This window comes from Cryobacterium roopkundense, assembly GCF_014200405.1.
In the GTDB taxonomy this organism is placed as follows: domain Bacteria; phylum Actinomycetota; class Actinomycetes; order Actinomycetales; family Microbacteriaceae; genus Cryobacterium; species Cryobacterium roopkundense.
The window spans coordinates 214,222-240,559 of the sequence record NZ_JACHBQ010000001.1 but is presented as its reverse complement, the minus strand read 5'-3'; the positions used below and the strand labels follow the sequence as shown (position 1 = coordinate 240,559).

General features: G+C 67.1%; 26 protein-coding genes, 1 tRNA gene and 1 riboswitch. Of the genes, 8 read left to right on the top strand and 19 right to left on the bottom strand.

The genetic code is table 11. The annotated features are described in order from the left end of the window. Positions 1 to 184: 184 nt before the first annotated feature. The gene (locus BJ997_RS01165) at positions 185 to 814 is read right to left on the bottom strand and encodes a hypothetical protein (RefSeq protein ID WP_035834906.1); all 630 of its coding nucleotides are present in this window, start codon (positions 812 to 814) and stop codon (positions 185 to 187) included. A gap of 122 nt (positions 815 to 936) precedes the next feature. Between BJ997_RS01165 and BJ997_RS01160 the strand changes: the two genes are divergently transcribed. After that, positions 937 to 1,009 (top strand) — tRNA-Lys (locus BJ997_RS01160). A gap of 398 nt (positions 1,010 to 1,407) precedes the next feature. Beyond that, positions 1,408 to 1,968, top strand: a complete 561-nt coding sequence (locus BJ997_RS01155) for a GNAT family N-acetyltransferase (RefSeq protein ID WP_035834905.1) — start codon at positions 1,408 to 1,410, stop codon at positions 1,966 to 1,968. Positions 1,969 to 1,987: 19 nt separating this feature from the next. Here the strand turns inward: BJ997_RS01155 and BJ997_RS21865 are convergent, their stop codons facing one another. Further along, complete coding sequence (locus tag BJ997_RS21865; RefSeq protein ID WP_160175834.1) at positions 1,988 to 3,208, bottom strand: GAF domain-containing protein; 1,221 nt, start codon at positions 3,206 to 3,208, stop codon at positions 1,988 to 1,990. 184 nt (positions 3,209 to 3,392) lie between these two features. On the opposite strand from BJ997_RS21865, the gene BJ997_RS01145 reads away from it, so the two are divergent. From BJ997_RS01145 to BJ997_RS01135, 3 genes are all read left to right on the top strand, one after another. Then, a complete protein-coding gene (locus tag BJ997_RS01145; protein WP_035834904.1) occupies positions 3,393 to 5,051 on the top strand; it encodes an AMP-binding protein in 1,659 nt (552 codons plus the stop codon). Between the two features lie 106 nt (positions 5,052 to 5,157). After that, a complete protein-coding gene (locus BJ997_RS01140) occupies positions 5,158 to 5,931 on the top strand; it encodes a mycothiol-dependent nitroreductase Rv2466c family protein (RefSeq protein ID WP_052541892.1) in 774 nt (257 codons plus the stop codon). Next, entirely contained in the window at positions 5,928 to 6,431 is a 504-nt protein-coding gene (locus tag BJ997_RS01135) for an SRPBCC family protein (protein WP_035834903.1), read from the top strand. The genes BJ997_RS01140 and BJ997_RS01135 overlap by 4 nt, the downstream gene beginning before the upstream one ends. Here BJ997_RS01135 and BJ997_RS01130 read toward each other — a convergent pair. From BJ997_RS01130 to BJ997_RS01105, 6 genes are all read right to left on the bottom strand, one after another. Next, positions 6,379 to 7,422: an ArsA family ATPase gene (locus BJ997_RS01130; protein WP_084141001.1), complete on the bottom strand. Its 1,044-nt coding sequence runs from the start codon at positions 7,420 to 7,422 to the stop codon at positions 6,379 to 6,381. The two genes, BJ997_RS01135 and BJ997_RS01130, sit on opposite strands and share 53 nt — an antisense overlap. Further along, the gene (locus tag BJ997_RS01125; RefSeq protein ID WP_035834902.1) at positions 7,413 to 7,706 is read right to left on the bottom strand and encodes a cory-CC-star protein; all 294 of its coding nucleotides are present in this window, start codon (positions 7,704 to 7,706) and stop codon (positions 7,413 to 7,415) included. Before BJ997_RS01125 ends, BJ997_RS01130 begins: the two co-directional genes overlap by 10 nt. Beyond that, entirely contained in the window at positions 7,707 to 9,437 is a 1,731-nt protein-coding gene (locus BJ997_RS01120) for a carbon starvation CstA family protein (RefSeq protein ID WP_035834901.1), read from the bottom strand. 195 nt (positions 9,438 to 9,632) lie between these two features. Next, entirely contained in the window at positions 9,633 to 10,919 is a 1,287-nt protein-coding gene (locus BJ997_RS01115) for a DUF445 domain-containing protein (protein ID WP_052541891.1), read from the bottom strand. An 8-nt stretch (positions 10,920 to 10,927) separates the two neighbouring features. Further along, the gene (locus BJ997_RS01110; protein WP_035834899.1) at positions 10,928 to 11,875 is read right to left on the bottom strand and encodes an aldose 1-epimerase family protein; all 948 of its coding nucleotides are present in this window, start codon (positions 11,873 to 11,875) and stop codon (positions 10,928 to 10,930) included. A gap of 4 nt (positions 11,876 to 11,879) precedes the next feature. Beyond that, positions 11,880 to 12,737, bottom strand: coding sequence for a DeoR/GlpR family DNA-binding transcription regulator (locus BJ997_RS01105; RefSeq protein ID WP_236628724.1), 858 nt, complete (start codon positions 12,735 to 12,737; stop codon positions 11,880 to 11,882). A 66-nt stretch (positions 12,738 to 12,803) separates the two neighbouring features. On the opposite strand from BJ997_RS01105, the gene galT reads away from it, so the two are divergent. Together galT and galK are read left to right on the top strand one after the other, a co-directional pair. After that, a complete protein-coding gene (gene galT, locus BJ997_RS01100; protein ID WP_084141000.1) occupies positions 12,804 to 14,012 on the top strand; it encodes a galactose-1-phosphate uridylyltransferase in 1,209 nt (402 codons plus the stop codon). Then, the gene (gene galK, locus BJ997_RS01095; RefSeq protein WP_035834897.1) at positions 14,009 to 15,199 is read left to right on the top strand and encodes a galactokinase; all 1,191 of its coding nucleotides are present in this window, start codon (positions 14,009 to 14,011) and stop codon (positions 15,197 to 15,199) included. Before galT ends, galK begins: the two co-directional genes overlap by 4 nt. Before the next feature lie 121 nt (positions 15,200 to 15,320). On the opposite strand, the gene BJ997_RS01090 is transcribed toward galK, so the two are convergent. Together BJ997_RS01090 and BJ997_RS01085 are read right to left on the bottom strand one after the other, a co-directional pair. Further along, positions 15,321 to 16,220 (bottom strand): ABC transporter substrate-binding protein, encoded by a 900-nt coding sequence (locus BJ997_RS01090; protein WP_035834896.1) that lies wholly within the window; start codon positions 16,218 to 16,220, stop codon positions 15,321 to 15,323. Between the two features lie 61 nt (positions 16,221 to 16,281). Then, positions 16,282 to 16,788, bottom strand: coding sequence for a YbaK/EbsC family protein (locus BJ997_RS01085; protein WP_035834892.1), 507 nt, complete (start codon positions 16,786 to 16,788; stop codon positions 16,282 to 16,284). A gap of 37 nt (positions 16,789 to 16,825) precedes the next feature. On the opposite strand from BJ997_RS01085, the gene BJ997_RS01080 reads away from it, so the two are divergent. Then, entirely contained in the window at positions 16,826 to 17,362 is a 537-nt protein-coding gene (locus tag BJ997_RS01080; protein WP_035834890.1) for a gamma carbonic anhydrase family protein, read from the top strand. A gap of 146 nt (positions 17,363 to 17,508) precedes the next feature. On the opposite strand, the gene BJ997_RS01075 is transcribed toward BJ997_RS01080, so the two are convergent. The 9 genes from BJ997_RS01075 to BJ997_RS01040 all read right to left on the bottom strand — a co-directional run bounded on the left by BJ997_RS01075 (position 17,509) and on the right by BJ997_RS01040 (position 26,327). After that, positions 17,509 to 18,393, bottom strand: a complete 885-nt coding sequence (locus BJ997_RS01075; RefSeq protein WP_035834975.1) for a bifunctional methylenetetrahydrofolate dehydrogenase/methenyltetrahydrofolate cyclohydrolase — start codon at positions 18,391 to 18,393, stop codon at positions 17,509 to 17,511. Positions 18,394 to 18,603: 210 nt separating this feature from the next. Further along, on the bottom strand, positions 18,604 to 19,902 hold the full coding sequence (gene glyA, locus BJ997_RS01070) for a serine hydroxymethyltransferase (protein ID WP_276525036.1): 1,299 nt from the start codon (positions 19,900 to 19,902) through the stop codon (positions 18,604 to 18,606). 21 nt (positions 19,903 to 19,923) lie between these two features. Next, a riboswitch (ZMP/ZTP riboswitch) is annotated at positions 19,924 to 20,012 on the bottom strand. 5 nt (positions 20,013 to 20,017) lie between these two features. Continuing rightward, positions 20,018 to 20,401 (bottom strand): monovalent cation/H(+) antiporter subunit G, encoded by a 384-nt coding sequence (gene mnhG / locus BJ997_RS01065; RefSeq protein ID WP_052542397.1) that lies wholly within the window; start codon positions 20,399 to 20,401, stop codon positions 20,018 to 20,020. Next, positions 20,398 to 20,664: an MrpF/PhaF family protein gene (locus BJ997_RS01060; RefSeq protein ID WP_035837482.1), complete on the bottom strand. Its 267-nt coding sequence runs from the start codon at positions 20,662 to 20,664 to the stop codon at positions 20,398 to 20,400. The genes mnhG and BJ997_RS01060 overlap by 4 nt, the downstream gene beginning before the upstream one ends. Then, positions 20,664 to 21,272, bottom strand: coding sequence for a Na+/H+ antiporter subunit E (locus BJ997_RS01055; protein ID WP_035837479.1), 609 nt, complete (start codon positions 21,270 to 21,272; stop codon positions 20,664 to 20,666). Before BJ997_RS01055 ends, BJ997_RS01060 begins: the two co-directional genes overlap by 1 nt. Continuing rightward, positions 21,269 to 22,828, bottom strand: coding sequence for a Na+/H+ antiporter subunit D (locus tag BJ997_RS01050; protein WP_035837477.1), 1,560 nt, complete (start codon positions 22,826 to 22,828; stop codon positions 21,269 to 21,271). The genes BJ997_RS01055 and BJ997_RS01050 overlap by 4 nt, the downstream gene beginning before the upstream one ends. Further along, positions 22,825 to 23,328 (bottom strand): sodium:proton antiporter, encoded by a 504-nt coding sequence (locus BJ997_RS01045; protein WP_052542396.1) that lies wholly within the window; start codon positions 23,326 to 23,328, stop codon positions 22,825 to 22,827. Before BJ997_RS01045 ends, BJ997_RS01050 begins: the two co-directional genes overlap by 4 nt. Next, positions 23,325 to 24,026, bottom strand: a complete 702-nt coding sequence (locus tag BJ997_RS21860) for an MnhB domain-containing protein (RefSeq protein WP_338042576.1) — start codon at positions 24,024 to 24,026, stop codon at positions 23,325 to 23,327. The genes BJ997_RS01045 and BJ997_RS21860 overlap by 4 nt, the downstream gene beginning before the upstream one ends. Then, the gene (locus BJ997_RS01040; protein WP_338042575.1) at positions 24,027 to 26,327 is read right to left on the bottom strand and encodes a Na+/H+ antiporter subunit A; all 2,301 of its coding nucleotides are present in this window, start codon (positions 26,325 to 26,327) and stop codon (positions 24,027 to 24,029) included. Positions 26,328 to 26,338: the final 11 nt, after the last annotated feature.

Genomic DNA, 26,338 nt, shown 5'->3' with positions numbered 1-26,338 from the left:
CGGGCCGCAGAGCACCTCTCGGCGCGAGGCCGCTCGAAGCGGCGAATAATGGAACCCGGGATTACTGCGGCCCGACCAGCTCCCAGTGTAATCGAAACCTGCAGAAACCGAAGAGTCCGCACGGGGACAACCAGCATCCGTTCAGGTTGCGCTGCGGATGCCCGTCGAGCGGATGCCGGTGGCCCTACTCGAGCGAATCAGTGCGCCACAGGCGCGCGCACGCCGCGAATTCCGCAGCGGTTGTGGAGAACCGCAGCGCCCTGGTCGTGAGTTCCGACGAACGGTGGGGCTCGGTGGCCTCGTGGTCGTCGGCAATGCTCGTGCAGCCCGTGGCCGTGACCCGGCAGTACGCGGCGGCGCGATCGAGCGCCACGGCGAAGTCGCCGGTGAAAACGCCGCGCAGAATCTCGTCGGCGAGGGTGATGATCTCCGCAGGCCCTGTCGGTGCGGCGGCACCGGCCACGACGGGATCGATCGTGCGCACCACATCGGTGCCGCGCTGATAGAGATAAGCGGTGCCTTCGGGGTCTTGCCGAATGAGCAGTCGAATCAGGTACATCCGCCATAAAGCGCCGGGAAGGCTCCGCGGTGTCGCCCGCGACCAGAGCTCCGCCACCGCGTCGATGCCGTTCTCATCGGTATACGCAACGAGGCGCTCGACGGTGTCGGGGTCAGGGTCCTTGCGAACGCGCGTGAGCAGGGCTTGGGCTGTTTCGTGGGCAACCCGACTGATGGCCGCAGGGTCTTCGCCGCCCTGGAACGCTTCGAACTTGTTGCCGGAGAACTGCGTGGGCTTGTGAAAGTCGTCGGCCATCGGTTCTCCTCGCTTCGTCACTCGTATTATGGCCTCATCGCTCTCGCGGCGAGCCGCATTTTGGCTGCTCTCAACGCTACCCAGAAAAGTGCGCCGCAAATCCACGGTAGATTGGTGTGTGCGGGCCTCTAGCTCAGTTGGTAGAGCAAAGGACTTTTAATCCTTGGGTCGTCGGTTCGAGCCCGACGGGGCCCACATTCAGCGCGTCGCGGTGTGCGCATGGGCAGAAGTACGGTGAGTGGCGTTGGTCGGCGGCGTGTGCCCCCGCCGGCCGACGCGCGAGGGACAAGGGATCGAGCTGTTCTGGCGCTTCGTACCACCGTGGAGAGGAAACTGCGCGGCACTTCCCGAGTAGACCCGGTGAGCCGAGCCGCTTGTTACCGCTTGAAGTGCGGGCCGTCGTGATCCTTCGGCCCCCGGCGACCACCGACATTCACGGGCCCTAAACAGCCCTGATCGGGCCATTCTGGGAAAAAGTCCCCAAGATTTTCACCTGTGGAGGAGGAGCGGTCTTGGCGTGCGAACGCGGTCGCTGACCACCCATCGACCTGCCGGCTCGGCGGAGGACCCGGCGTGGGTGAGAGAGTAGCTCAATGCGCACTCCCTCTGGAAATTTTCGCACTGCACACCTGACGCTTCGACCTCTGCGAGCAGACGATGCCGACGACGTATTTGGGGTGTTCTCGAATCCAGAGACCTGGCGTCACCTACCCGGGGGCAGACATCTGCTGCGCGCGCAGTCCGAGGGGGTCATTTCGAAGTCCGTCGCCAGTTGGGCGAATTTTGGACTCGGCGACTGGGCCATCATCGATGACGAGGGAACTTTCGTGGGCACGGGTGGCGCTTCGATGTTGCCGGGCTCGGTCTGGAATCTGGGGTACCGACTCACGCCGACTTCATGGGGCCGCGGCTTCGCCACGGAGGTGGCCTTCGCGGCCGTCGCAGCTGCAGCCGCCCAAGACACTGGCCGACCGATGACCGCTCGCATACTTTCCAACAACCCCGCATCCGCGTCCGTTGCCCGTCGAGTTGGCCTTTCCCTCGCTTGGGAGGGAGCCACGACCGCAGGCGCGGAGCCCGGCGTCACGGGTCAGATCTACTCGGACCGTCTCCTCGAGAGTCAAGCGCTGAACTGGCTCCTGGCGCACGTCTGACGCCGCCGCTCCGACGCAGCTACCGGCCGAGTTCGCGCTGCACCAGCAGGGCGAGCTCGCGGAGTAGCACGCGATCGACGTCGGCCGCCAGCCGCGGAACCGGGTCAAAGACACACAGGGCACCGATGCGCTCTCCCGACGGAGCCTCAATCGGAAAGCCGGCATAGAAGCGGATGTGCGGGTCTCCGGTTACCAGCGGGTTGCCGCTAAACCGGGGGTCCGCGAGAGTGTCGCAGACCACGAGCGGGCCGGCGCCCTCGATGGCCACGGAGCAGAATGACGACGCCCGCGGGATCTCCCGACTCTCGACTCCCACCATCGACTTATTCCACTGCCGGTCGTGGTCGATAACCGTGATTGCCACCGACTCCGTGCGAAAGAGCCTCTGGGCGAGCGCGACAATGCGGTCGAATCGATCCTCGGGCCGGGTATCCAGCATGTGGAGGGCGTCGACGGCTCGTTGGCGAATACGCTCCCGGCCGGCGGGATCCATCGGCGCGGGGTGCGAATCCATGCCCGCCAGACGACCGGCGTCCAGCGCCGGGCCCAGCTGCCGGGCGAGCATGTGCCCCCACGCTCGGTAGTCATCCGCTGTTCTGTGGCGCTCCGCCGAGGCTGTTGGAGCCGGCTCAAAACGAACGAATGCAGTGCGCGTGCTGTGCGAACAGGCGGTCTCAGTGAGGTCGTTGAGGACATCGGCGTGTTGGCCGGCCACGGTGCCCAGCCGGGTCTTGTAAAACGGGACAGATCCGGAGGGCATGATCCCGAGCACGAGCACTTGGGTCGTGCGCGAGGATTCCCGGCACAGATAATCGAGCACCGCTGCCATCTTGGGGCGCCATTCCCGCGGTGGCGTGAGCCTCAAGGCGTCGTTCACGCCCACGGTCACGACGATCGCGTCGTAACGCGACAGGAGCACGCCCTCGATATCATCCACGACGGAGTCGATCGACATGCGCGGACTCTCGATCACGTCGACGTCAACGCCGCGACCGGTGAGTCCCGACAGCTCGCGGGCCAGCGACCCTGGCAGCGCCAGATCGTGACTGACCACTCCCCAGCCGACGGCCGGCCCGCAGCCGACGAGCAGAATGCGGTCGCTATCGATGCCGGCCGAGTGGGCCTGGGGAATGTCATGAGGCCGGGGCGCACCCTGAAAATCACGTTCGAGGGACGCGGCCCACACGCGCATCACTGGTCTCAGGAGCCTCCCGGCCAACTGCTGAGTGAACTCCTTCACACTGGCCTCCGCGATCGCCGACGAACTTTGAGTCTGCCCCCTTTTACGGGTTACCGCCACCACCCTGACGACATTCGCCGCGCGGCCAGGCAGGGGCACTCCACGCACATTGAGTGAATATCGATTAACTGAAACCATCTCGGACTTGGTACGGTGCACGGGTAACGATCAAAGGAGATCACACATGCTCTCGTACACGGACGCACCGTCGGACCAGCCCCTGCTGGAATGCACGATAGGTGATCATTTTGAACTCATCGTTGCCAGGTTCCCCGACCGCGATGCCCTGATCGAGGTGGCGACGGGGCGACAATGGACTTATCGAGAGCTCAACGTCGCCGTCGATTCCCTCGCCCTCGGCCTGCTCGCGCTCGGTATCGAACGCGGGGACCGCATCGGCATCTGGTCGCCGAACTGCGCCGAGTGGACCATCGTGCAGTACGCGACGGCCAAGATCGGCGCCATCCTGGTGAACGTGAACCCGGCGTTTCGCACCGTCGAGTTGGAGTATGTGGTTCGCCAGTGCGGCATGCGGATGCTCATCTCGGCCCCCGCAGACAAGAACAGCGAGTACACCGCCATGGCCAGGGAAGCCCTCGCGAGCTGTTCGGAGCTGAGAGAGCTGGTGTTCCTCGGCACCGACGCCGACCCCACGCACGCGGGCGAATTCGACTACCCGCACGTGCTCGACGCCGGCCGCGACGTGTCACCGCTCGACCTGCGCGACCGGATGGACGAGCTGACCGCTCAGAACCCCATCAATCTGCAGTACACCTCGGGCACGACGGGGTTCCCCAAGGGAGCGACACTCACCCACCGCAACATCCTCAACAACGGCTTCTTCATCGGCGAGCTCCTCAGCTACACCGAACTCGACCGGGTGGTGCTGCCCGTGCCGTTCTACCACTGCTTCGGCATGGTGATCGGCAACCTGAACATCTACTCCCACGGGGCCGCCGCCATTATTCCTGGACGCGGCTTCACAGCATCCGCTGCCCTGCACGCCGTGCAGGATCACGGGGGAACCTCGCTGTACGGTGTGCCCACCATGTTTATGGCCGAGCTCGCCCTGCCGGACTTCGCAGAATTCGATCTGTCGACGCTGCGGACAGGTGTGATGGCGGGGTCGACGTGCCCAGTGGCGGTGATGCAGCGAGTGATCGACGAGATGAACATGGTCGACGTGGCGATTTGCTACGGCATGACGGAGACCTCGCCGGTGTCGACGATGACGCGGAGCGACGACACCATCGCCCTGCGCACCTCAACCGTGGGCCGCACCATGCCCCACCTCGAGAACAAGATCGTGGACCCGGGTACCGGCGAGACCGCGCCACGAGGCGAGATCGGCGAGCTGTGCACGCGTGGATACAGCGTGATCTCCGGCTATTGGAACGAGCCGGAGAAGACCAGGGAGGCCATCGATGACGAGTCCTGGATTCACACGGGCGATCTCGCGAGCATGGACGCCGACGGCTACATCACCGTGGAAGGACGCATCAAGGACATGGTCATTCGCGGCGGCGAGAACATCTACCCGCGCGAGATTGAGGAGTTTCTCTACCGGCACCCGTCCATCCACGACGTGCAGGTAATCGGGGTGCCCGACGAGAAATACGGCGAGGAGCTGATGGCCTGCATCATCCTGAAGCCGGGCGTCGACCCGGTGACAGCCGCGGACCTCGCCGAGTTCTGCCACGGCCGCCTGGCGCACTTCAAGATTCCCCGGTTCACCGATGTGCGCGAGAGTTTTCCGCTCACTGTGTCGGGGAAGATCCGCAAGATCGACATGCGCAACGAGGCGATTGCGCGCATGAAGGCCCTCGCGGAGGTGGACCTCTAGCAAGAGTTTTCTGTTGACTCTGGGTGGTGTCTTAGAAGTGCTGGTCAAATCTGGTTTTTGCGACTAATTTGGGCAGATGGCCAGGCACCTTAGCTAGGGTGGGCGTATGGACGCTGACCTCAACTTCTACTTCGACCCGGTGTGCCCCTTCGCCTGGATGACCAGCAAGTGGGTGCGGCAGGTGCAGGCGCAGCGCGACTACACCGTTGACTGGCGGTTCATCTCGTTGCGTCTGATCAACGCCCACGTGGATTACGACGCGCATTTCCCTCCCGAGTACGAAGCGGGCCACACCGCCGGACTCCGCCTCCTGCGAGTAGCAGCCCGGGCGCGAGCCGAGCACGGCCGCGAGGCCATGTCGTCGCTGTACGCCGCCTTGGGGACCCACATCTTCGACACCGCCCCGGACCCGGCTCAGCAGAGGACCGAGGGCGAAATGCGTGAGCGGCGCGGGACTCGTGAGTTCGCAGAGCCGATCCTCGCCGCGGCGGGCCTGCCAATCGAACTGGCGGACGCTCTCGACGACGACTCCTGGGACAGCGAGATACATCGGGAGACGAACGAAGCGCTCTCCCTGACGGGAAAGGACGTGGGCACGCCCATCATCCACTTCCAGCCGCCCACCGGCGTGGCCTTCTTTGGGCCGGTGATCAGTCGGCTGCCACACGAAGATTCTGCAGTCGAGTTGTGGGACCACGTAGTCGGGCTGGCACGCTTCCCGGGTTTCGCCGAGCTCAAGCGCAGCATGCGCGAGCAGCCCCAGCTGGCCGCGTTCGGAATCGACGCGGACACGGTCGGACAGAAGGAAGACTGGCACGGCGGCAGCCGGCGACAGCCGCCCGCGGAACACGTGACTTCGTCTGTGAGGGCAACCGCATGACCGAGACACGCAGCCTCAAGCACCAGGAGTCCGTCATCGTCGAGGCGTCGGCCTCGTCTCTCTACGACCTTCTCTCCGACATTTCCCGCACCGGCGAGTGGAGCCCGGTCTGTACGTCATGCTGGTGGGACGACTACGCCCAGGCCGGTCGGGTCGGCGCCTGGTTCACCGGGCACAACGTGCTCCCAGACCGCACCTGGGAGACCCGGTCTGAGGTTGTGACAGCAGAGCACGGTCGCGAGTTCGCCTGGGTGGTGGGCGGGAGCTTCGTGCGCTGGGGCTTCAGCTTCGTCGCCGCGGAGACCGGCACGAAGCTCACCGAGTCTTGGGAGTTTCTGCCGGACGGGATCGCCATGTTCGAGGAGAAGTTCGGCGAGGACGCCCACGCGCAGATCACCGACCGCACCCAGCAGGCCCTCGACGGCATCCCGAAAACCCTCGCGGCGATCAAGCGGATCGCGGAGGCCTCCCGTGACGCACCGGTGCACGCCCGCCCCTGACCGGGCCGCCTGAGGAGGGGTTTTCGACCGCACTGACGAGCGCTGCGAGTTCTCTCAGCGCTTCCTCTCCGATCAGGTCTCGAACCAGCAGCGGCAGTTCGATCAGCGGCACCGCAGGGAGGTTCCCCTGCAGCTCCTGCAGGCAGGCCTGTTCGTGCTGTCGGCGTTCGGCGAGGAAGGCGCCGGCGTCAGCCGGGGAACGCCGGTTGACCACCAGCGCCGCGACGTCGACGCCCAGGCCATGCAACTGCCGCACGATGCCGAGGGACTCGGCGACGGGCATCCGTTCGGCGATGGTCACGATCACGAAGCCCGTGACGGCACGGTCGGTGATCGTCGTGTTCATGCGCGCGAAACGGTCACGGCGAGCGATCAGGGTGCGCCGCAGCTGCGCGTCGCCCGCAGCCTCCGGGTCTTCACCGCCCACAAGCCCGCGGACGGCCGCCGCGAAGCGGTCGGAGCGGGAGCGGCTGGCGAGCAGCGATTCTGTCCACCCGGCCAGCTTCCGCGGCAGGCTGAGCAGGTGCAGCGTGTGCCCCGACGGCGCCGTGTCGAACACCACGAGGTCGTAGGAGTCGATACCGACGGCCAGGAGTTCTGCGATGCGTTCGAGCACGGCGGATTCGTGGCTGCCCGGGGCGGTCTTCGCCAGGTCGAGGTGAGCCTGCGCCGATCGGTGCAACCGTTCGGGCAGAAGCTTCATCATCGTGGCGCTGACCGCCGTGAAGTGACGTTCTATGTTGGCCTGTGGGTCGATCTCCACCGCATCCACGTAACCATCGGATGCGGTGAACACCCTGGCCGCAGCATCCGACAGGGTCGTGTCCCAGATGTGGCCGAGGTTGTGCGCCGGATCCGTGGAGACGAGCAGCACTCGCCCGCCGTCTCGGGCACGGGCCAGCGCCAGAGCGGATGCGACGGAGGTCTTGCCCACTCCGCCTTTGCCCCCGACGAAGAGCACGCGTCGTTCGCCGGCCAGAGTCAACAGCATCCGATGTGGTCCAATGGTGAGCGGGGAATGCCGATGCGGCGGTGCCAGGCGTGGAAGTCTTCCCAGAGGGCCGGCATCAGCTCTGCGGTGTAATAGGCGGCCGGGTCCGGCACGCCCAGGGCCTCACCCAGAACCGCGACCATGAACAGGTCCTCCTCGGACTGCTGCTCACGCTTGAACATCTGGCGGTACGGACCCACATAGAACTCCTGCATGCCCGCCCAGAACGACGACCAGCGCCGCGCAGCCTTCTCCCGGCGCCGGTCGGTGGGTAGGGCTGTCATCTAGCTCGACGACACCGTGCTGCCGGCGAACTCAACGTCGGCATCTTCGAGTTCGGGAGGCGTATTCCTGGCTCGTCGCATGGCAAGCACGGCTTCGACCGCCACCCACACGCTGGCCACGATGATGATCACGTCGAGGGTGAAGAGCATCCAGTCCGGGTCGGTGGGGTTGGCGAAACTGCCCAGTTGCACAATGGCCGCCCACAGGGCCATGGTGAAAATGATCACCAGCGGGATCAGGGCCGCGATGGGGTTGCGGCCCTTGCGCATGAGAATGACCACGATGATCGACAGGCTCAACGACGCCAACAACTGGTTTGTGGTGCCGAACAGCGGCCAGATGCGCAGCCCGCCCTCGCCGCCGAGGCCCTGCGAGAACGTGAGGCCCAGGCCGAGCACCACCACGATGAGTGTCGCCGAGACCTTGCCGATCTTGAGCTTGAACACCTCCCCGGCCTCCTGCACCACGAAACGCAGCAGACGCATTCCGGTGTCCATAGTGGTGGCGGCGAAGAGCACCGCCATGGTCGCCAACAGGGTGGCGCTCAGCGAGGCCGGCAGGCCGATACCGTTCTGCATCAGCGTCGCGCCGCCCTGCACAAACGCGTCCACTCCGGCCGACCCGAACGAGCTGTAGATTTCGTTCCACTCGGCGACGGATTTGAAGCCGCCGATCACGGCGAGGATCGTTCCGAGGGAGAGCAGTCCTTCCCCGACTGCGCCGAAGTAGCCGACGAAACGGGCATCCGTTTCTTTGTCGAGCTGCTTCGATGTGGTGCCAGACGCCACCATGCCATGGAAGCCCGAGATCGCGCCGCACGCGATGGTCACGAAAAGCAGCGGGATCATGCCCGGCGTGCCCTCTGGAACGTTCATGTTGATGGCCGGGGCGACGATGTTCGGCGGGGTTGCGGAGAACAACGCACCGAGCAGCACCGATCCGAACAGCAGGATGAGGCCCACGAACAGCTGAACACCGTTGATGTAGTCGCGCGGCTGCAGCAGCACCCACACCGGCAGCAGGGACGCGATGGCCCCGTAGGCGAACAGGGCGACAATCCAGAACGTGGCCGGTGACATACCGAGCGTCGATTCGGGCAGTACCACCGGCATCGAGTCACCCACCAGGATGAGCGCGTAAAGAGCGATAACGCCGACGACCGTGACGGGCAGCAGGTGCCAGCGCAGCCGGTACACGGCCACACCCACCAGCAGGGCGACGATGATCGCGCCCCACACGGGGATGACAGCGCCGGGGGTGCTGATGAGGAGGTTCTTGATGACCACGGCAAAGGCCGCGATCACCATGAGCAGCACCAGGAAGATCACGACCAGAAAGAGGTTGGCCCCGCGTTTTCCGATGTACCGGCCGGACAGGGAGCCGATGGAGCGGCCCTTGTTACGGCTTGACGCCCACAGGGTGCCGAGGTCGTGCATGCCGGCGAAGAAGACGGTGCCGAGGGTCACCCACAGCAGGGCGGGAAGCCAGCCCCAGATCACCGCGATCGCCGGCCCGACGATGGGGGCGGCGCCGGCGACGGAGGTGAAGTGGTGGCCCCACAGGATGAACTTGTTCGTGGGCACGTAGTCCACGCCGTCGTTCAGCTCGTGCGCCGGAGTCACGAAGGCGTCGTTGAGCTTGAAAACTTTGCGTGACAGGTACTTGGAATAGACCAGGTACCCGGCCGCCATGACGGCAAGGCCGATGAGCATGAGAATCAAGGAACCCACGAAGTTCTCCCCCTCTTTCTGGAGCGTCCGTGGGCAGCGAGCCACCGTGGACAGCTCTGTCCGGTAGTGCGATTGGACCGACAGACGCGCGCCATCCGGCCACGTGGTATCAATCAGGTATTCCCGAACCTATCAGGAATAGCGGCATTCCCCGCGGCGACTGGCCCTCAAGCAGGGGCCGGAGCGACGCGGCGGCTAGGCAAAGAGGCCGGCCACGGCGTTGGCCACGGCGTAGATGGTAAGGCCCGCGAGCGAGCCGACGATAGTGCCGTTGATGCGGATGAACTGCAGGTCACGGCCCACCTGTAGTTCGATCTTCGCGCTGGTCTCCGCCGAATCCCAGCGCTCGACGGTCTCGGTGATCACCCCGGCGATCTCGTGCCCGTAGTTCTGCACGAGCGCGGTGACCGAATCCACGAGCCAGCGGTCGATGCGGGCCCCGAGCGCGTCGTCGCGGGCGAGCCGCGTGCCCACGTCGACGAGGGTGCCACGGATGCCTGTGCACACGGCACTCTGCGGGTCACCCAGCGCCTCGAGCAGGGACGCCTTCACCGATTCCCAGGTCTCCCCGGCGAATTCCCGCAGCCTCGGGCTGTTGAGCAGCCCCTCCTTGAGGCTTTCGACCCGCAAGATCATGACAGGGTCATGCTGCAGGTCGTTCGTCAGCTCGACGAGATACCTGTCGATCGCCTCCCGCACCGGATGCTGCGGCTGGGCGCGCACGCCCTCCACGAACGCGATCACCTCTCGGTAGGCCCTGTCGTCGACGAGCTTGTCCACGAACCCCGGCAGCCAGCTGGGCAGCCGCGCCGATACGGCGCGGCCGAAGGCCTCAGGGTGCGCGCGCAGCCACGCATCCGCTCTCTCGAGCAACAGGTCGACGCCCGCGTGCTGCTGGCCAGAGGTCACGAGCCGCTCCCCCACCCGCCCGAGGCTCGGCCCCCACTCGGGCCGCACGAGATGCTCCCTGGCCACGGACTCGATCAGGTTCTTGATGGCGTCGTCGTTGAGCAGCTCCAGCACGCTCCGGCCCGCCGTCGCGAGTTCCCCGGTGAGACGCTCCGCGTTGCTCGAGGACGACAACCAGCCGCCGAGGCGACGGGAGATGCCCACTGATTCGAGTTTGCCCCGCACGACCGACTCGGCGAGGAAATTGGCCTCGACGAACTCACCAAGGCTCGCCCCGATCTCATTCTTGCGAGTGGCGATGATGTTGGTGTGCGGGATCCGGAGCCCGAGCGGGTACCTGAACAGCGCCGTGACGGCGAACCAGTCGGCGATTGCGCCGACCATGCCGCCCTCCGCGGCCGCACGCACATAGCCGAGCCACGGGTACCTGTCTTGCAGGGCGAAGGACACCGTGAAGATGACGGCCATCAGTACGAGGAGGCCTGCCGCGAGACGTTTCATACGGGTGAGCGCCAGCTGACGGGCCGCGTCCTGCGGCGACAGCGCCGCCTGCATGGTTGCTGCGGTGGTCATCGACCGGCTCAGGCCGTGAACCCGGCATGACGGATGCCCCAGCGCACGACCCAGGATTCGTCCGGCGCGAGCCACCGCAGGCCCGCCCCGGAATTGAAGGCGTCGGCCGGCGCGGTCATCGGCTCGATCGCGACCGCCAGGCCGGCGACCGGCGCGCCGTCGTGCGTGCGGGTGGGGAAGATGCGCGGTGTGAAAACCTGCGCGAATCGCATGTTCTCGTCTCCCCAGAGTGTCAGTGAGCGCCCGTCAGGTGCTGTGAGCGAGTGCTCTCCCCGGCCGTCCCCTACCCGCACGCCGCCGAATCCGTCGTCGAGGGTCAGCTCGTCGACGCGCACGCCCTGGCGGAGGTCGAAAGCTGTGCCGTCAACGGGCGACTCCCCCACCGGGTTCAGGCGCTCGTCCACGTCAATATGCGTGTCGGCGGCCACCCGCAACACGAGGTCGCCGGTGGGCACGTCGCCGATCTTCAGATACGGGTGCGAGCCCACGGCCACCGGGGCATCCGTGTGCCCCACGTTGTGCAGGGTGTGCGTCACCGAGAGGCCGTCGTCGACGAGCTCGTAGGTCACCTCGGTGTCGAGCTGAAAGGGGTAGCCGGACTGTGGAAAGACAGGGGCGCCGAGTGTCACCGACGCCGCGGTGCGCGACACCAGGCGGTATGGGGCGAAGCGCAGCAGACCGTGGATGGCGTTGGAGCGCACCGGTTCGGTGAGTGCGAGCTGACGACGTACGCCGTTCTGCGTCCACACACCGTCGCGAATGCGGTTGGGCCAGGGAACCAGCACGATGCCGGCGCCCATCGGGGGCTGCGCCTCGGCGGGAAAGGGCTCCACAAGGTCTATGTCCCCGAGGGTATATGAGCGGATTCCCGCTGCGACCTCCGTGATGATAGCTGTGGCAGGCCCGCTCGGCGTGAGAGCCGTGAGCTCGTGTTGGGTTCCCGTTGCTGCGCGCATGCGCCTAGCCTATTGCGGCATCCGCCGGTTGGAGCACTGTGAGCCCGGTCTCGGCCAGCGCGGCGAGCGCGGCCGGATCGGCGCTGGAATCCGTGACCAGGGTGTCGAAGGCACCGAGGGCACCCACCCGCCCGAGGTGCACCTGGCCGAGCTTCGACCCGTCGGCCACAACCACAGCACGAGCGGCTGCCGCAAGCATGAGGGTCTTCACGCCGGCTTCCGGCAGGTTGATGTTCGTGACGCCGTGTTCCACGTCTACCCCGTTGCAGCCGATGAACACCACGTCGGCGTGCACCTGGCTCAGCACCGTGGCGGCGAGCGGCTCCACGAGCGAGTGCTGCAGCGGTCGAAGGGACCCTCCCGTGACGATCACGGTGAACCGGGGAATGGCCGGCTCGAGCTCGAGTGCGATGCTCAGGCCGTTCGTGATCACCACGACATCGCGCAGGTCGGTTCGCTCTCGCAGGGCACGGGCCACGGCGAGCGTGGTCGTGCCCACGTCGAGGATCACGCTCTGCCCGCTGCGTACCAGCGACGCTGCGAGTTCGCCGATCTGCTGCTTCGGCACGACGGATGCCGCGAGCGCCTCCTCGAAGGAAAACTCGCGTTCCGGTCGACCCTCGGCCCCGGCCCCCGCGGGGTGGGCCGGCACGGCGCCGCCGTGCACCCTGCGGGCGAGGCCGATCCCCACGAGGGAATCCAGGTCGGCACGCGCCGTCACCCCTGACACCCTGAAGGCCGCGCGCAGCTCGCTCACGCGCACGAACCCGCGTTCGCCGAGCAGGCTCAGAATCTGCTCGCGACGCAGGTAGGCAGGGGTCGGCTCGGTCATCTCTCCAGGCATGTCCCCATCTTCACTCACTTGTAAATTCTTTTCAATACGAAAGCACTAGTTTCGCTTAAGCAAATAGATTATGGTGAGAGCGCCATGACACACTCAGACCTCGCCGCCTCAGTTGCCGCCGCTTCCGACGCCACTGCGCCTTTTCTCGCCGACGAGCGCATCGCGCGCCACCGGCATTCGCTCTCCGACGGCCGTGACCTGGTGTACTTCGACGACCCCGGCACGAGCCTCCCGCCCGAGCGCTCACTCGACACCCGAGCGGCGCAGCCGCGCCCGCTGACAGCCCGCATGCGCCAGGACCCGCTCACCGGAGAGTGGATCTCCGTCGCCGCCAACCGGCAGAACCGGGTATTCCTGCCGCCGGCGCACCTCGACCCCCTCGCGCCCGCGACCCCCGACAACCCCTCGGAAATTCCGAGCAACTACGACGTGGCCGTCTTCGAGAACAAGTCGCCCTCGTTCGGCCCTCTCCTAACGGATGCCGACGCTCCCGCCGGTCTCGACGACCTCGCAGCCATCGGGCTGGGCCGCAGTCGCACCTCGGTGGGGCGCTGCGAAGTGGTCTGCTTCAGCCCCGAAACCGAGGGATCCTTCGCGAGCCTCTCCGTCACCCGCGCCCGCACGGTGATCGAGGCCTGGGCAGAACGCACCCACGTGCTCTCGCAGCTGCCCGGCATCGAGCAGGTCTTTCCGTTCGAGAACCGCGGCGAAGCGATCGGCGTGACCCTGCACCATCCGCACGGACAGATCTACAGTTACCCCTACGTCACCCCGCGCACCCAACGCGTGATCGAGTCGCTCGAGAGCTATGGACCGGCCCTGTTCGCCGACATCCTGGCACGTGAGCAGGCATCGGAGCGCGTCATCCTGAGCGGCGAATACTGGACAGCCTTCGTGCCATTCGCGGCGCGCTGGCCCATCGAGGTGCATATGCTGCCGAACCGCCAGCTGCCCGACTTCGCCGCCACCACGCTGGCCGAACGCGACGAGCTCGCCGTGCTCTACCGCCGTCTGCTGCGCGGGATCGACGCGATCTACTCGACTCCCACGCCGTACATCGCCGCGTGGCATCAGGCCCCCGTGAACACGCACCGCTCGGACATCCGCTTGATGCTTCAGGTGACGAGCCCGCGCCGTGCGGAAGACAAACTCAAGTTCCTGGCCGGCTCCGAGGCCGCGATGGGCGCCTGGATCGGCGATGTGGCGCCCGAACAGGCCGCCGCCACGATCCGTCAGGCCGTTGAGAGCGCAGCGGCACGAGACACAGACCAGAGCAGCGAGGCCAGCGCATGACCGATCTCGAACGCTCCACCCGCGAGGGCTTCGCCAGCCGGTTCAACCGCGCACCGCTCGGCCTCTGGTCGGCACCCGGCCGCGTCAACCTCATCGGCGAGCACACCGATTACAACGACGGCTTCGTCTTTCCGTTCGCGATCGACCGCCGCACCGTCGTGGCGCTCGCCCCACGCACCGACCGGCTCGTCCGCGTGGCGAGCTCCTTCGCCGACGAGGCCATCGAACTCTCCCTCGATGAACTCATCCCCGAGAACCTGCACGGCTGGTCCGCGTACCCGCTGGGCGTGGCGTGGGCCCTCGGCAGCTTCGGCGCCGACCTCGCCGTGGTGAGCGGTTTCGAGGTGTACATCGATTCCGAGGTGCCGATCGGTGCCGGGCTCTCGTCATCCGCTGCCATCGAAAGCGCCGTCGCGCTTGCGCTCAACGACGTCTGGGGCCTGGGCCTCGACCGACCCACCCTCGCCAGGGTCGGCCAGCTCGCCGAAAACCGGGCGGTGGGTGCGCCGACCGGCATCATGGACCAGTCAGCATCCCTGCTGGGCCGAACGGATGCCGCGGTGTTCCTTGATTGCCGCACCCTCGACGCCGAGGTGATCCCGTTGGGCTTTGAGGCCGCCGACCTCGATCTGCTCATCATCGACACCCGGGTGAGTCACTCGCACGCCACGGGAGGCTACGCGGACCGCCGGGCGTCCTGCGAGGCCGGCGCCGCGGCCCTCGGCGTCGAGTCCCTGCGCGACGTCGCCGAAGCCGACCTGGGCCGCGCGGCCGAGCTGCTCGACGACGAAACGTTTCGGCGCGTGCGCCACATCGTCACCGAGAACCAGCGCGTGCTCGACACCGTACGCACCCTGCGCGAACGGGGTCCCGCTCAGATCGGGCCGCTGCTCGACGCCTCGCACGTGTCGATGCGCGACGACTTCGAAATCTCGGTGCCGCAGCTCGACCTTGCGGTGGAGACGGCTCGCCGTGCCGGGGCCATCGGAGCACGCATGACGGGCGGCGGCTTCGGCGGCGCGGCCATCGCGCTCACGCCGCGGGTGCTGCTTCCGGTTGTGCGAACCGCAGTGGCCGAGGCATTTCGTCTGGCCGAGTATGCCGCGCCGGACATGTTCGTGGTGCGCGCCGGCGATGGCGCCCAGGGCCACCGGGACGAGTCCGACTCGCTTCCCGCAGCCGGCTAGCGTGGCTCGACGGGTCGGGCGCCCGAAACCGGCTCGCGCCGCCGGCATCCCGGGCGCACGAGCCGGTTTTGCCTGCATTACGCGAGACGGGAGCACCCCGACGCACGCACGGACGCGACCGTTAGCCGTTTGCCGCCGCGTTGATGGTGATCGTGTCGATGCCGCCGGCCGCGACACCCCAGCCGTCGAGAATCTCCGCATAGCTGCCGTCGTCGACCATCGACTGCAGGGCCGCCTGCAGGGCCGCTGCCATACCGGAATCCTTCTCAACGGCGAACCCGTACGGCGCCACCTCGAAGCTCTCCCCCGCGGGCTGCAGCTTGCCGTCGAGCTTCTCGATCGCGTACAGGGTCACGGGCGAGTCGGCGCTGAACGCGTCGGCCTGGCCGAGCACCACGGCGTTCGCCGCGGCATCCTGGGTGTCGAGCGGGAACTTCTCGATGGCAGGCTTTCCGGCTGCAACGCAGGCCTCGCTCTTGGCCGGGATCTCGACGGTGTCCTGGTACGTCGTGGACTGCACGGCGATCTTCAGGCCGCAGGCGTTGTCGGGATCGATGTCGTTGCCGGTCAGCGATGCCCACTGGATACCCGCTTCGTAGTAGTTCACGAAGTCGACCTGCAGTTCCCGCTCCGGATTGTCGGTGAACGACGAGGCACCCACGTCGATCGTGCCGCCCTGGATACCGGGGATGATGGTCTCGAAGCGGGCCACGGTGAATTCCGCAGTGAGCCCGAGCTTGGCGGCCACGGCGTTGCCGAGTTCGATGGTCCAGCCGATCGGGTCGCCGGCCTCGTTCTTAAACTCGTTCGGCGGGTAGTTCGGGCTCGTTCCGAGCACGAGGGCGCCTGAGTCGGCAACGGATGCCGGCAGCAGCGCCACGGCCGCGGCATCCGCTTCGGGGGCATTGGCGGCCGAACCGCTCGTGGCGTCGCCGGTCGAGGCGGGCGAGTTGTCGACGCAACCGGTGAGAAGCAAAGCGGCGACCGCTGCAAGAGCGGGGAGGGCCTGTCGAGCGCGCATGAATTGTCCTCTTACGGTTGCTGTTTCAGTTATGCGGGCTGTAACCCGGCTGCTCTTAGGATCACACACCCGGCGTGGGCGCGCTGACCGCGCCCGGCTCGCCGCCGGTGATGCGCAGCAGTTCGCGGTAGCTGGTGGGAAACACCGTGTGTGCGTGGCCGGCCGCCGCCCACACGACGGGAAACTCCGCGAGCGCCTCATCGACGACAGTGCGCAGGGGCAGCGGATGCCCGAGCGGAGCGACCCCGCCGATCACCTGCCCGGTCGCCTCCTTCACGAGCTCCTTGGAAGCCCGGCCCACAAGACCGCCGAGCCGTGTGCCGAGCCAGGCCTGGTCTACGCGGTGCGCCCCAGACGTCAGCACGAGCAGCGGCTGGGGTTCCTGGCCGGGCGCCGTGAACGTGAACACGAGCGAATTGGCGATCGCGCCCACCGGAATGCCGAGCGCCGCAGCTGCCGCCACCGCCGTCGTCGCGGCGTCATCGAACCAGCGGATCTCGGGGTCGAGACCGTGCAGCTGGAGCGCTTCACGCACGCGGTCAACGGCGGGATGTGTCAGATTCACCATTTCTCGAGCCTAGACCGACGCCGATAGGCTGACGGCTATGACTGCCGATCCCGCCGCACGAATCATCTCCCTGCCCGACGCCCCTGCCCCGAGCGTCGCCGATACCGCCTTTGTGGCGCCCGGCGCCGTGCTGGTGGGCAACGTCACCCTCGCCGACCGGGCGAGCGTCTGGTACAACTCGGTGCTGCGCGCGGAACAGGAACCGATCACGATCGGCGAAGGGTCGAACCTGCAGGACAACGTGTCGTGCCACGTCGACACCGGCTTTCCGCTGACGGTCGGCCGCAACGTGTCGGTCGGCCACGGCGCCGTTCTGCACGGCTGCACGATCGAAGACGGCAGCCTCGTGGGCATGTCGGCCACCGTCATGAACGGCGCCGTCATCGGCGCCGGCTCACTCATCGCCGGCGGCGCGGTCGTTCTCGAGGGAGCGATCATCCCGCCCGGATCCCTCGTGGCAGGGGTGCCGGCGAAGGTGCGCCGGGCTCTCAGCGACGAAGAGATCGCCGGCCTGCTCCACAACGCCGAAAACTACCTCGAGCACACCGAGCTGCACCGCGCCGCGCTGGCTTAGCCCCGCAGGACAGCCGCCCCGGTGGCGAATTCAGGAGCTGCGCGGCCCCGGTGGGACTCCGCCCCCCGGATTCGTGCGGGCGGATTCGGCGGTGCGCGGAAGATTGCCTGAATTCGCCACAGAAATGGCGCCGGTCGGATACGGCCCTACAGGCGCAGGGACTGTTCGGCGGCCTTCACCACGTTGCTGAGCAGCATGGCGCGGGTCATCGGGCCGACACCACGCGGGTTCGGCGACAGGTGCCCGGCAACGGATGCGACGTCGGGGTGCACGTCTCCGGTGAGGCGCCCCTTGCCGGTGACCTCGTCGTGAACGCGAGTGATGCCCACGTCGAGAACGGCGGCGCCGGGCTTGATCCAATCGGCCTGGATCAGGTGCGGCACTCCCACAGCTGCCACGACGATGTCGGCGCGGCGTACCTCGCCCGCCAGGTCTACCGTGCGGGAGTGGGTGAGTGTCACGGTGGCGTCAAGACCCTTGCGAGTGAAGAGCAGCCCGAGCGGGCGTCCCACGGTGAGCCCACGGCCCACGACGACGACGCGCTGACCCACGATCGGCACGTCGTAACGACGCAGCAGCTCCACGATGCCGGCCGGGGTGCACGGCAGGGGTGAGCGCAGCTCCCCTTCGATGCCGAGCACCAGCCGCCCGAGGTTCGTCGGGTGCAGTCCGTCGGCATCCTTTGATGGGTCGATGAGCTCGAGCATGGCGTTCTCGTTGTGCCCCACCGGGAGCGGCAGTTGGATGATGTAGCCGGTCACGTCGCGGCGCGAGTTGAGGTCCTTGATCGCGGCGCGCACATCCGCTGAGGTCGCCGATCCGGGCAGGTCGATGCGAATCGACTCGATGCCCACCTCGGCGCAGTCGCGGTGCTTACCGGCCACGTAGGTCTGCGAGCCCGGGTCGCTGCCCACCAGCAGGGTCGCGAGCCCCGGAACGACGCCGTTCGAGCGCAGAATGGCCACGCGGTCGACCAGTTCGGCTTTGATGGCCGAGGCGGTCGTGACCCCATCGAGTGTGATTGCCGTCATCATGGTTCCCTACTGTCGTCGATCGTTCGGTGCTGTCGTTCACTTCACTCGCACGGGGCCCGGGCCCGGAACGTGGGCCCATGTTATAACCTGCGCCCGCGTTCCGGGCCCGGGCCCCGTGCAGGAGGGGAGGAGGGGCGGGGCGGGCGGGGAGTGCGAGGGGGCGGATGCCGCGGGCCGAGACGGCCAGCGGCATCCGTTATGAGGGGGTTACTGCTGCAGGCCGGAGTAGAGCGGGAAAGCCTGCGTGAGCGCGCCGACACGGCTGCGGAGGGCCTGAATGTCGGCGCCGGGCTTGAGCGCCTCGGCGATGACATCGGCGACCTCGGTGAACTCCACGTCACCGAACCCGCGGGTGGCGAGCGCCGGCGTGCCGATGCGCAGTCCGCTCGTGACCATGGGCGGACGCGGGTCGAACGGTACCGAGTTGCGGTTCACGGTGATGCCCACCTCGTGCAGGGCGTCTTCGGCCTGCTGGCCGTTGATCTCCGAGTGGCGCAGATCGGCGAGCACGAGGTGCACGTCGGTTCCGCCGGTGAGCACGTCGATGCCGTGCGCCTTGGAGTCGTCGGCGGTGAGGCGGGCCGCGAGGATGCTGGCGCCGCGCAGGGTGCGCTCCTGGCGCTCCTTGAACTCTTCGGTGGCGGCGAGCTTGAATGCGGTGGCCTTGGCCGCGATCACGTGCATCAGGGGTCCGCCCTGCTGGCCGGGGAACACGTTCGAGTTGAGCTTCTTGGCCAGGGCCATGTCGCGCGACAGGATCAGGCCTGACCGGGGGCCCGCGAGGGTCTTGTGCACCGTCGTCGACACGACGTCGGCGAAGGGAACCGGCGAGGGGTGCACGCCGGCGGCAACGAGTCCGGCGAAGTGGGCCATATCGACCCAGAGCAGGGCGCCGACCTCGTCGGCGATGGCGCGGAACGCCTCGAAGTCGAGGTGGCGCGGGTAGGCGGACCAGCCGGCGATGATTACCTTCGGCCGGTGTTCGATGGCCGCGTCGCGCACCGAATCCATGTCGACGCGGAAGGTCTCCTTGTCGACGCCGTAGGCGACGGGGTTATAGAGCTTGCCGGAGAAGTTGAGCTTCATGCCGTGGGTGAGGTGGCCGCCGTGCGACAGCTCGAGGCCGAGGATGGTGTCACCGGGCGTCGCGATGGCGGAGAGCACCGCGGCGTTCGCGGTGGCGCCGGAGTGCGGCTGGACGTTCGCGTACGCGGCACCGAACAGGCTCTTGGCACGGTCGATGGCGAGCTGCTCAGCCACGTCAACGTACTCGCAGCCGCCGTAGTAGCGGCGTCCCGGGTAGCCCTCTGCGTACTTGTTGGTGAGTACTGAACCCTGCGACTGCAGCACGGCCCGCGGCACGAAGTTCTCGCTCGCGATCATTTCGAGATAGTCCCGCTGGCGTCCGAGCTCCTGCTCGAGGACGGCGGCGATCTCGGGGTCAACGACCTCGAGGGGCTCATTGAAGGTGGACGTCAGCACGGTAGAGGATACGGAATCAGGCACGGAGTTCTCCTTAATCATTGGATGTGCGGCCCAGGCGTGCGGCCACTAACCGTGTCAGTCGCTCCCCGATGGTGACCCATCTTCGTGCTACGCCAGTTGCGACACACAGAGCATATCAGTCCCTGGAGGCGATCTGGCTGCCGGAGCTCCGGGGACTTCCCGGCCGACCGCGGTCGGCGAGCTCGTCGACGATGAGCAGGTCGGGCCGCAGGTGCTGGGTGCCGTACGCGGCGCGGGCCACCAGGTGCGCGGCCATGGGCGCTGTGAGTGCCTGGAAAACCACGATCGCCACGATGAGGGTGACGGTACCCACCGTGAAGTTGTTCACAGCGACGTCCGCTGCGATCGCCATCAGGCCGAAGATCTGCGGCTTCGTTGCGGCGTGAATGCGGCTGAACACGTCGGGGAAGCGGATGAGGCCCACCCCGGCCGCGAAACACATCACGGCGCCGGCCAGCACGAGAACGGCGGTGAGGGAGTCGTGCAGCACGTCGCTCATGCGCTGTCCCTCGCCGGCAGGAAGCGGGCCACCGAGAGCGACCCGAGCACCGCGAACAGCGCGAGCACGAGCAGCACGGGGAGATTGTCGGTGTGCCGGTTGATGGCCATCTCCGCGCCGAGGGCGCAGATTACCGTCGCCACAAGCACGTCAGACGCGATCACGCGGTCGAGCACTGAGGGCCCGCGCACGATGCGGTACACCGAGAACAGCCCGCTCAGGGCGAACAGCCCACCGGCGATCAGGCCAACCACCTGCAACATCATGCGCGTTCCTCCTGGGGTGTGGTGTCTGGTCGGGTCGACGCGGCCGGGGCATCCGCTGGAACAACCCCGCGCAGGCGCTCGACGTCCTCGCGGGACCCAACGGCCCTGATGATGCGGCGTTCGGTGTCGAGCACCTCGCGGCGGAAGCGCTCGATGCCGCCGGCACTGTGCATATTGAGCACGTGCAGGTAGAGCGTGGAGTGCTCCCGGTCGATGTCGACCACGATCGAGCCCGGCACGATCGAGGTGGCCACGGCGGTCCAGGTAAGGATCAGGTCGCTGCGGGTGCGCAGATGCACGGCGAGGATCGCGTTGCTCGTGACCAGTCGCGGCGAGAGAGCGAGACCGGCCACGTCGATCGACGCCCGCACGATATCGACGATCAGGCGCACAAGGAAAACCAGCACGAACCACGGATTCACTCGGTTACTCAGCTGCACGGGCGGCAGGTAGAACACCACCGAGACCAGAATCGCAAAGCCAAGGCCGCTGACGAAGTTGAGCCAGGTGAATTCGCCCCAGAGCAGCATCCAGAGCAGCACGAGCGCGAGCGCGGGCGGCACCTGGTTGGCGACGCTCACCAGGCGCTCTTTACCGGTGGTCATGGTGTTCCGTTCGGGAAGACGGCGTCGATGTACGTCGACGGTTCCACGATATTCGCGGCGGCCCGCTCCGTAAAGGCGAAGATGGGGCCCGCGAACACCGTGAGGCTCAGTGTCAGCAGCAGCATGGCCGTGGTGGTGCCCACCATAAGGGGCGACACCGTCTTGGTGAGCACGGTGCCCTCGTCTTCCGGATCCTCCTGCAGTGCCGCGAGCGTGGCCGAGTTGTAGTCGCGCACGTCTTTGCGGGGCCGCCAGAAGGCCATGTTCCAGGTGCGTGCAAGCGCGTACAGGGTGAGCAGCGACGTGGCGGCACCGGCCGCGACCAGCACCCAGATCAGCGGGTCGGGGTCGGCGATGCCGGACTGGAACAGCGCGACCTTGCCGAGGAAGCCCGAGAACGGCGGGATACCGCCGAGGTTGAGCGCGCCGAGGAAGAACAGCACCGCGACGACCGGCGCAGCCTTGAGCAGACCGCCGAGTCTGGAGAGCGAGGTGGTTCCGCCGACCCGCTCGATCAGTCCCGCACACAGGAACAGCGTGGTCTGCACGGTGATGTGGTGCACGACATAGAAGATGGTGGCGGCGATCGCGAGGGGCGTGCCGATCGCGATCCCGAAGAGCATGTAGCCGATATGGCTCACCAGAGTGAACGAAAGCAGCCGTTTGATGTCGGCCTGCGCGAGGGCACCGAGAATTCCCACGACCATGGTGAGCCCCGCCACCACCATGAGCGCCACCGAGAACTCGTGGTCCGGGTAGAACAGCGTCTGGGTGCGCAGGATGGCGTAGACACCCACCTTGGTGAGCAGGCCGGCGAACACCGCCGTCACGGGTGCCGGCGCGGTGGGGTAGGAGTCGGGCAGCCAGAACGACAGCGGGAAGACCGCCGCCTTCACGCTGAATGCCAGCAGGAGCAGCAACCCGAGAATGAGCTGCACGTCGCCCGGCAGATTGGGCAGCCGTTCGGCGATGAGAGCAAGCGTGACAGTGCCGGTTGCGCCGTAGATGAGGGCGATCGCGCTCAGGAACAGCAGGGACGACACGAGACTCACGATGATGTACGTGATGCCGACCCGGATGCGCGCTCCCGTCCCCCCGAGCGTGAGCAGCACGTAACTGGCCGAGAGCAGCATCTCGAACCCGACATACATGTTGAACAGGTCGCCCGCGATGAAGGCGTTGAACAGCCCGGCGGACAGCACAAGATAGGTGGGGTGGAAAATCGACACCGGTGTTTCCGCGTGCCCGTCGAGCAGCCCCTGACCCACGGCGAAGAGCAACACGCCGAGCAGCATGAGCGCCGATACGAGCACCATGATCGCCGACAGCCTGTCCACCACAAGCACAATCCCCCACGGCGGTTCCCAACCGCCCACATACACGACGGCGGGGCCGTCGCGGTCGACGAGAACGAGCAGGATGGCGCTGATCACTGTCACCGCCAGGAGGGCAACCACGCTCACGAGGATTTGCGGACGTCGCCGTTTTCCGAGCACGAGGGCTGTCGCCGCGGCGATCAGCGGGATGGCCACGAGCAGGGGCACGAGTACGTTCATCGGGCGTCCTCCCCGGTCGACGTGGACGATTCGGAGGGAACCGGGGCGTCGGAGTCGTCGGTGCCGCGCTCGAGTTCGTCGAGCGAGTCCTGCACAGCGTCATCGTCGTCCGTCGACGACCGCAGGGCAGCCTCTGTCTCGTCGGCGTTCTCCTCCGCGTGCTCGTCGCCCACATTGTCGCCCTCGTCGCCGAGGCGCGCGAGCCACCAGGAGCGGTAGATGAGCGCGAGGATCAGCGCGGTGATGCCGAAGTTGATCACGATGGCGGTGAGCATGAGCACCTGGGGAACCGGGTCGGCCATCGACTCGTCGAGGCTCGTGCCGGTGACAATCGGCGAGCTGCCCGGGCGTCCACTCATGATGAAGATCAGCAGGTTGGTCGCGTTGCCCACGAGCAGGAAGCCGATCAGCACCCGGGTGAGGCTGCGCTCGAGCATCACGTACACGCCGGAGGCGTACATGACAGCCATCAGCACCACGAGGGTCAGGGAGGCGCTCATCGGGTCTCCTCTGAGGTGTTGGTGGCGGCGGCATCCGCTGCGTGGGCGTCGGCGGCCACGACGGGCGAGCCCGAAACGGATGCCTCGGCCGGCTCGGTCGCGAGCGGCTGCGGCCCGATTTCGTCGGCCTCACTCTGTCGGTCGATCTCACTGCCGAGGCTGCGCAGAATGTCGTAAATCAGCCCGATCACGACGAGGTAGACCCCGATGTCGAAGATGGTGCTGGTGCCGAACGAGAGCGAACCGAGCACGGGAACCTCGGCAGTGACGTAGGCGGATTCAAGCGGCAGCCCGCCGAAGAACAGCGAGACGACGCTCATGCCCACGGCCAGGATGATGCCGAGCCCCAAAATCTTGCCCGGGTCGATCGGTGCGGCCTCGCCAAGTTCGTAGCGCCCGCCGGCCAGGTAGCGCATCACGAGGGCCAGTCCGGCGATCAGCCCGCCGGCGAAGCCGCCGCCGGGCTCATTGTGGCCGGCGAACAACAGGTAGAGGGACACGATGATGGCGGGGTGGAAGAGCAGCCGCACGAGCACCTCGATTAGGATCGACCGGTGCTGGGCGGGAATCTTGCGGCCGGCGAGCAGGAACGCCTGGCGCGTGACAGCGTGTCCCTCACTCGACAGCTCCGGCTCCGCAATCACACGGCGGCGGTTGCGGCCGAGCCGCAGCTTGCGCGAGTCCTTCAGGCGCGGCACCTAGGCGTTGCGGCCGGAGACGAAGAGCAGGCTTGCGACACCTGTCGCCACCACGATGAGCACCGCGATCTCGCCCATCGTGTCCCAGGCGCGGATGTCGACGAGCATCACGTTGACGATGTTGTTGCCGTGGCCCTCTTCGACGGCCAGCCTCGGCAGTTCGCCAGCGATGCTCGGGTCCTGGCGCGCGCCGAGGGCGATCACGCCGATGGTGCCCATGACGAGTCCCACCAGAATGCCGATGGTCGCCCGGCGCTTGCGGTTCTTCGGCCGGTTGTGCTGCGCGATCTGGGTGGGCAGGCGCCGCAGCACCAGTACGAACACGACGAGGGTGATCGTTTCGACGAGCGCCTGCGTGAGCGCAAGGTCGGGCGCGCCGTGGAAGGCGAACAGGGCCACGAGGCCGAAGCCGGTCACACCGGCGAGCAGCACCGCGGTCATCCGCTGTCCCACCCGTGCGGCCATCACGGCCGCGATCCCCATGATGAGCGCGATGAGCACCTGGCCTGGGTAATCCCACAGCACGATCTCGCTCGGCCAGCTGCGGTTCACGGCCGCGGCGAACCCGAGGGCGAGCACGAAGACGGTCAGGATGGTGCCGAGGTACTGCGGCAGTCCCCCGCGCTGGCCGAGGTGTGTCGTACGCGCGGCGAGGCGGTCGATGGCGCGCACCGTGAGGCCGTAGCCGAGTCCGGCGTCGATCCACGGCGGCACGGTGGCCTGCAGGCTGGCCACCCGCTTGCGCCAGCGGAACAGCACGGCGCCCAGAGCAATCACGATGGCGCTGAGGAAGAGGGCAGGCTCGAGGCCGTGCCACAGGGCGAGGTGGTACGGGTCGCTCGCGCTGCCGGCCCCGGGCACCGTGTCGGCATACGGCGTGAGGAACGGGTCAACAGCAGAGGAGAAGAGGCCGAGGCCCACTGTCGCGACCGTGAGAACGGCGGGGGCGAGCAGGCTGTCCCACGGGCTCGGGTGCAGCACCGTCGGTGCGAGCTTCGGGCGGGTGCCGAACGCTCCCCAGAAGAAGCGAATGCTGTATGCCACGGTAAGCACGGACCCGACGGCCGTACCCACGAGCGCGATCCACCCCCAGGCGTTGCCGCTCACGCCCGCGTCGATGAGCGAGGTGAACACGGCCTCCTTGGCCACGAAGCCGAACAGCGGCGGAATTCCGGCCATGGATGCGACGGCGATCAGTGCGATGACCGCCAGGCCGGGGCTGCTGCGACCCAGCCCGGAGAGTCCGCGCCAGTCACGGGTACCGGCACGATGGTCGATGACGCCCACCACAAGGAACAGCGTGGCCTTGTAGAGCGCGTGGGCAAGCAGCAGCGCCGCACCGGCCAACGCGGTGTCGCGGGTGTTGAAGCCGACCGCGATCATCAGGAAGCCGAGCTGGCTCACGGTGCCGTAGGCGAGGAGAAGCTTGAGGTCGTACTGCCGCAGGGATCGCCAGGCACCCACGAGCATGGTCCACACGCCGAGCGTCACGAGCACCGGCAGCCAGCCGTCGCTTTCGGCGTATCCGGGAGCGAGGCGGGCCACGATATAGATGCCGGCCTTCACCATGGCTGCGGCGTGCAGGTACGCGCTCACCGGGGTGGGGGCTGCCATCGCCGCCGGCAGCCAGAAATGGAACGGCACGAGGGCTGATTTGGAGAGCGCGCCCACCAGGATGAGCAGGATCGCCCAGGTGCCGAGAGCGCCCGTCACGGGTTGGGCCACGATCACGGCGAGGGAGGTCGTGCCGGCGCCGACCGAGATCATGATCACGCCCACGAGCATGATCAGGCCGCCGAAGGTGGTCACGAGCAGCGCCTGCAGCGCGGCACCGCGGCTCTCCCGCTTGCCGGTGTAGTGACCGATCAGCAGATAGGAGAGCACGCTCGTGATCTCCCAGAACATGAACATCACGATCACGTCGTCGGCGGTGACGAGGCCGTACATGGTTCCGGCGAAGGCGAGGAGCAGGGCGGCGAACCGACCGAGACCGGGCTCATCAGGGGAGAAATAACGAGCGCAATAGATCAACACGAGGGCGCCGATGCCGGTGACCACGAGCGCGAGCAGCCAGGCGAGGGAGTCGACCCTGAAGGAGAAGCTGATGCCGAGGGTCGGGATCCACGGGATGTTCTGGGTGACGGCGCCGCCCGCTGTCACAGTGGCGGTCTGCGTGAGCGTGTAGGCGAAGGCGCCGGCGGGCAGCAGTGCGATCACGTAGAAGACTCGGGTGCCGAGCCAGCGGGTGAGAATCGGGGTGAGAATCGACAGGGCCAGAAATGCGAGCAGGAAAGTCGCCATGCGGCCTCCAG

Bases quoted from the DNA above. Each gene is read 5' to 3' on its own strand.
- BJ997_RS01165 (WP_035834906.1), bottom strand. From the start codon at position 814: ATGGCCGACGACTTTCACAAGCCCACGCAGTTCTCCGGCAACAAGTTC.
- BJ997_RS01155 (WP_035834905.1), top strand. From the start codon at position 1,408: ATGCGCACTCCCTCTGGAAATTTTCGCACTGCACACCTGACGCTTCGA.
- BJ997_RS01145 (WP_035834904.1), top strand. From the start codon at position 3,393: ATGCTCTCGTACACGGACGCACCGTCGGACCAGCCCCTGCTGGAATGC.
- BJ997_RS01140 (WP_052541892.1), top strand. From the start codon at position 5,158: ATGGACGCTGACCTCAACTTCTACTTCGACCCGGTGTGCCCCTTCGCC.
- BJ997_RS01135 (WP_035834903.1), top strand. From the start codon at position 5,928: ATGACCGAGACACGCAGCCTCAAGCACCAGGAGTCCGTCATCGTCGAG.
- BJ997_RS01130 (WP_084141001.1), bottom strand. From the start codon at position 7,422: ATGCTGTTGACTCTGGCCGGCGAACGACGCGTGCTCTTCGTCGGGGGC.
- BJ997_RS01125 (WP_035834902.1), bottom strand. From the start codon at position 7,706: ATGACAGCCCTACCCACCGACCGGCGCCGGGAGAAGGCTGCGCGGCGC.
- BJ997_RS01115 (WP_052541891.1), bottom strand. From the start codon at position 10,919: ATGACCACCGCAGCAACCATGCAGGCGGCGCTGTCGCCGCAGGACGCG.
- BJ997_RS01110 (WP_035834899.1), bottom strand. From the start codon at position 11,875: ATGCGCGCAGCAACGGGAACCCAACACGAGCTCACGGCTCTCACGCCG.
- galT (WP_084141000.1), top strand. From the start codon at position 12,804: ATGACACACTCAGACCTCGCCGCCTCAGTTGCCGCCGCTTCCGACGCC.
- galK (WP_035834897.1), top strand. From the start codon at position 14,009: ATGACCGATCTCGAACGCTCCACCCGCGAGGGCTTCGCCAGCCGGTTC.
- BJ997_RS01090 (WP_035834896.1), bottom strand. From the start codon at position 16,220: ATGCGCGCTCGACAGGCCCTCCCCGCTCTTGCAGCGGTCGCCGCTTTG.
- BJ997_RS01085 (WP_035834892.1), bottom strand. From the start codon at position 16,788: ATGGTGAATCTGACACATCCCGCCGTTGACCGCGTGCGTGAAGCGCTC.
- BJ997_RS01080 (WP_035834890.1), top strand. From the start codon at position 16,826: ATGACTGCCGATCCCGCCGCACGAATCATCTCCCTGCCCGACGCCCCT.
- BJ997_RS01075 (WP_035834975.1), bottom strand. From the start codon at position 18,393: ATGACGGCAATCACACTCGATGGGGTCACGACCGCCTCGGCCATCAAA.
- mnhG (WP_052542397.1), bottom strand. From the start codon at position 20,401: ATGAGCGACGTGCTGCACGACTCCCTCACCGCCGTTCTCGTGCTGGCC.
- BJ997_RS01060 (WP_035837482.1), bottom strand. From the start codon at position 20,664: ATGTTGCAGGTGGTTGGCCTGATCGCCGGTGGGCTGTTCGCCCTGAGC.
- BJ997_RS01055 (WP_035837479.1), bottom strand. From the start codon at position 21,272: ATGACCACCGGTAAAGAGCGCCTGGTGAGCGTCGCCAACCAGGTGCCG.
- BJ997_RS01050 (WP_035837477.1), bottom strand. From the start codon at position 22,828: ATGAACGTACTCGTGCCCCTGCTCGTGGCCATCCCGCTGATCGCCGCG.
- BJ997_RS01045 (WP_052542396.1), bottom strand. From the start codon at position 23,328: ATGAGCGCCTCCCTGACCCTCGTGGTGCTGATGGCTGTCATGTACGCC.
- BJ997_RS01040 (WP_338042575.1), bottom strand. From the start codon at position 26,327: ATGGCGACTTTCCTGCTCGCATTTCTGGCCCTGTCGATTCTCACCCCG.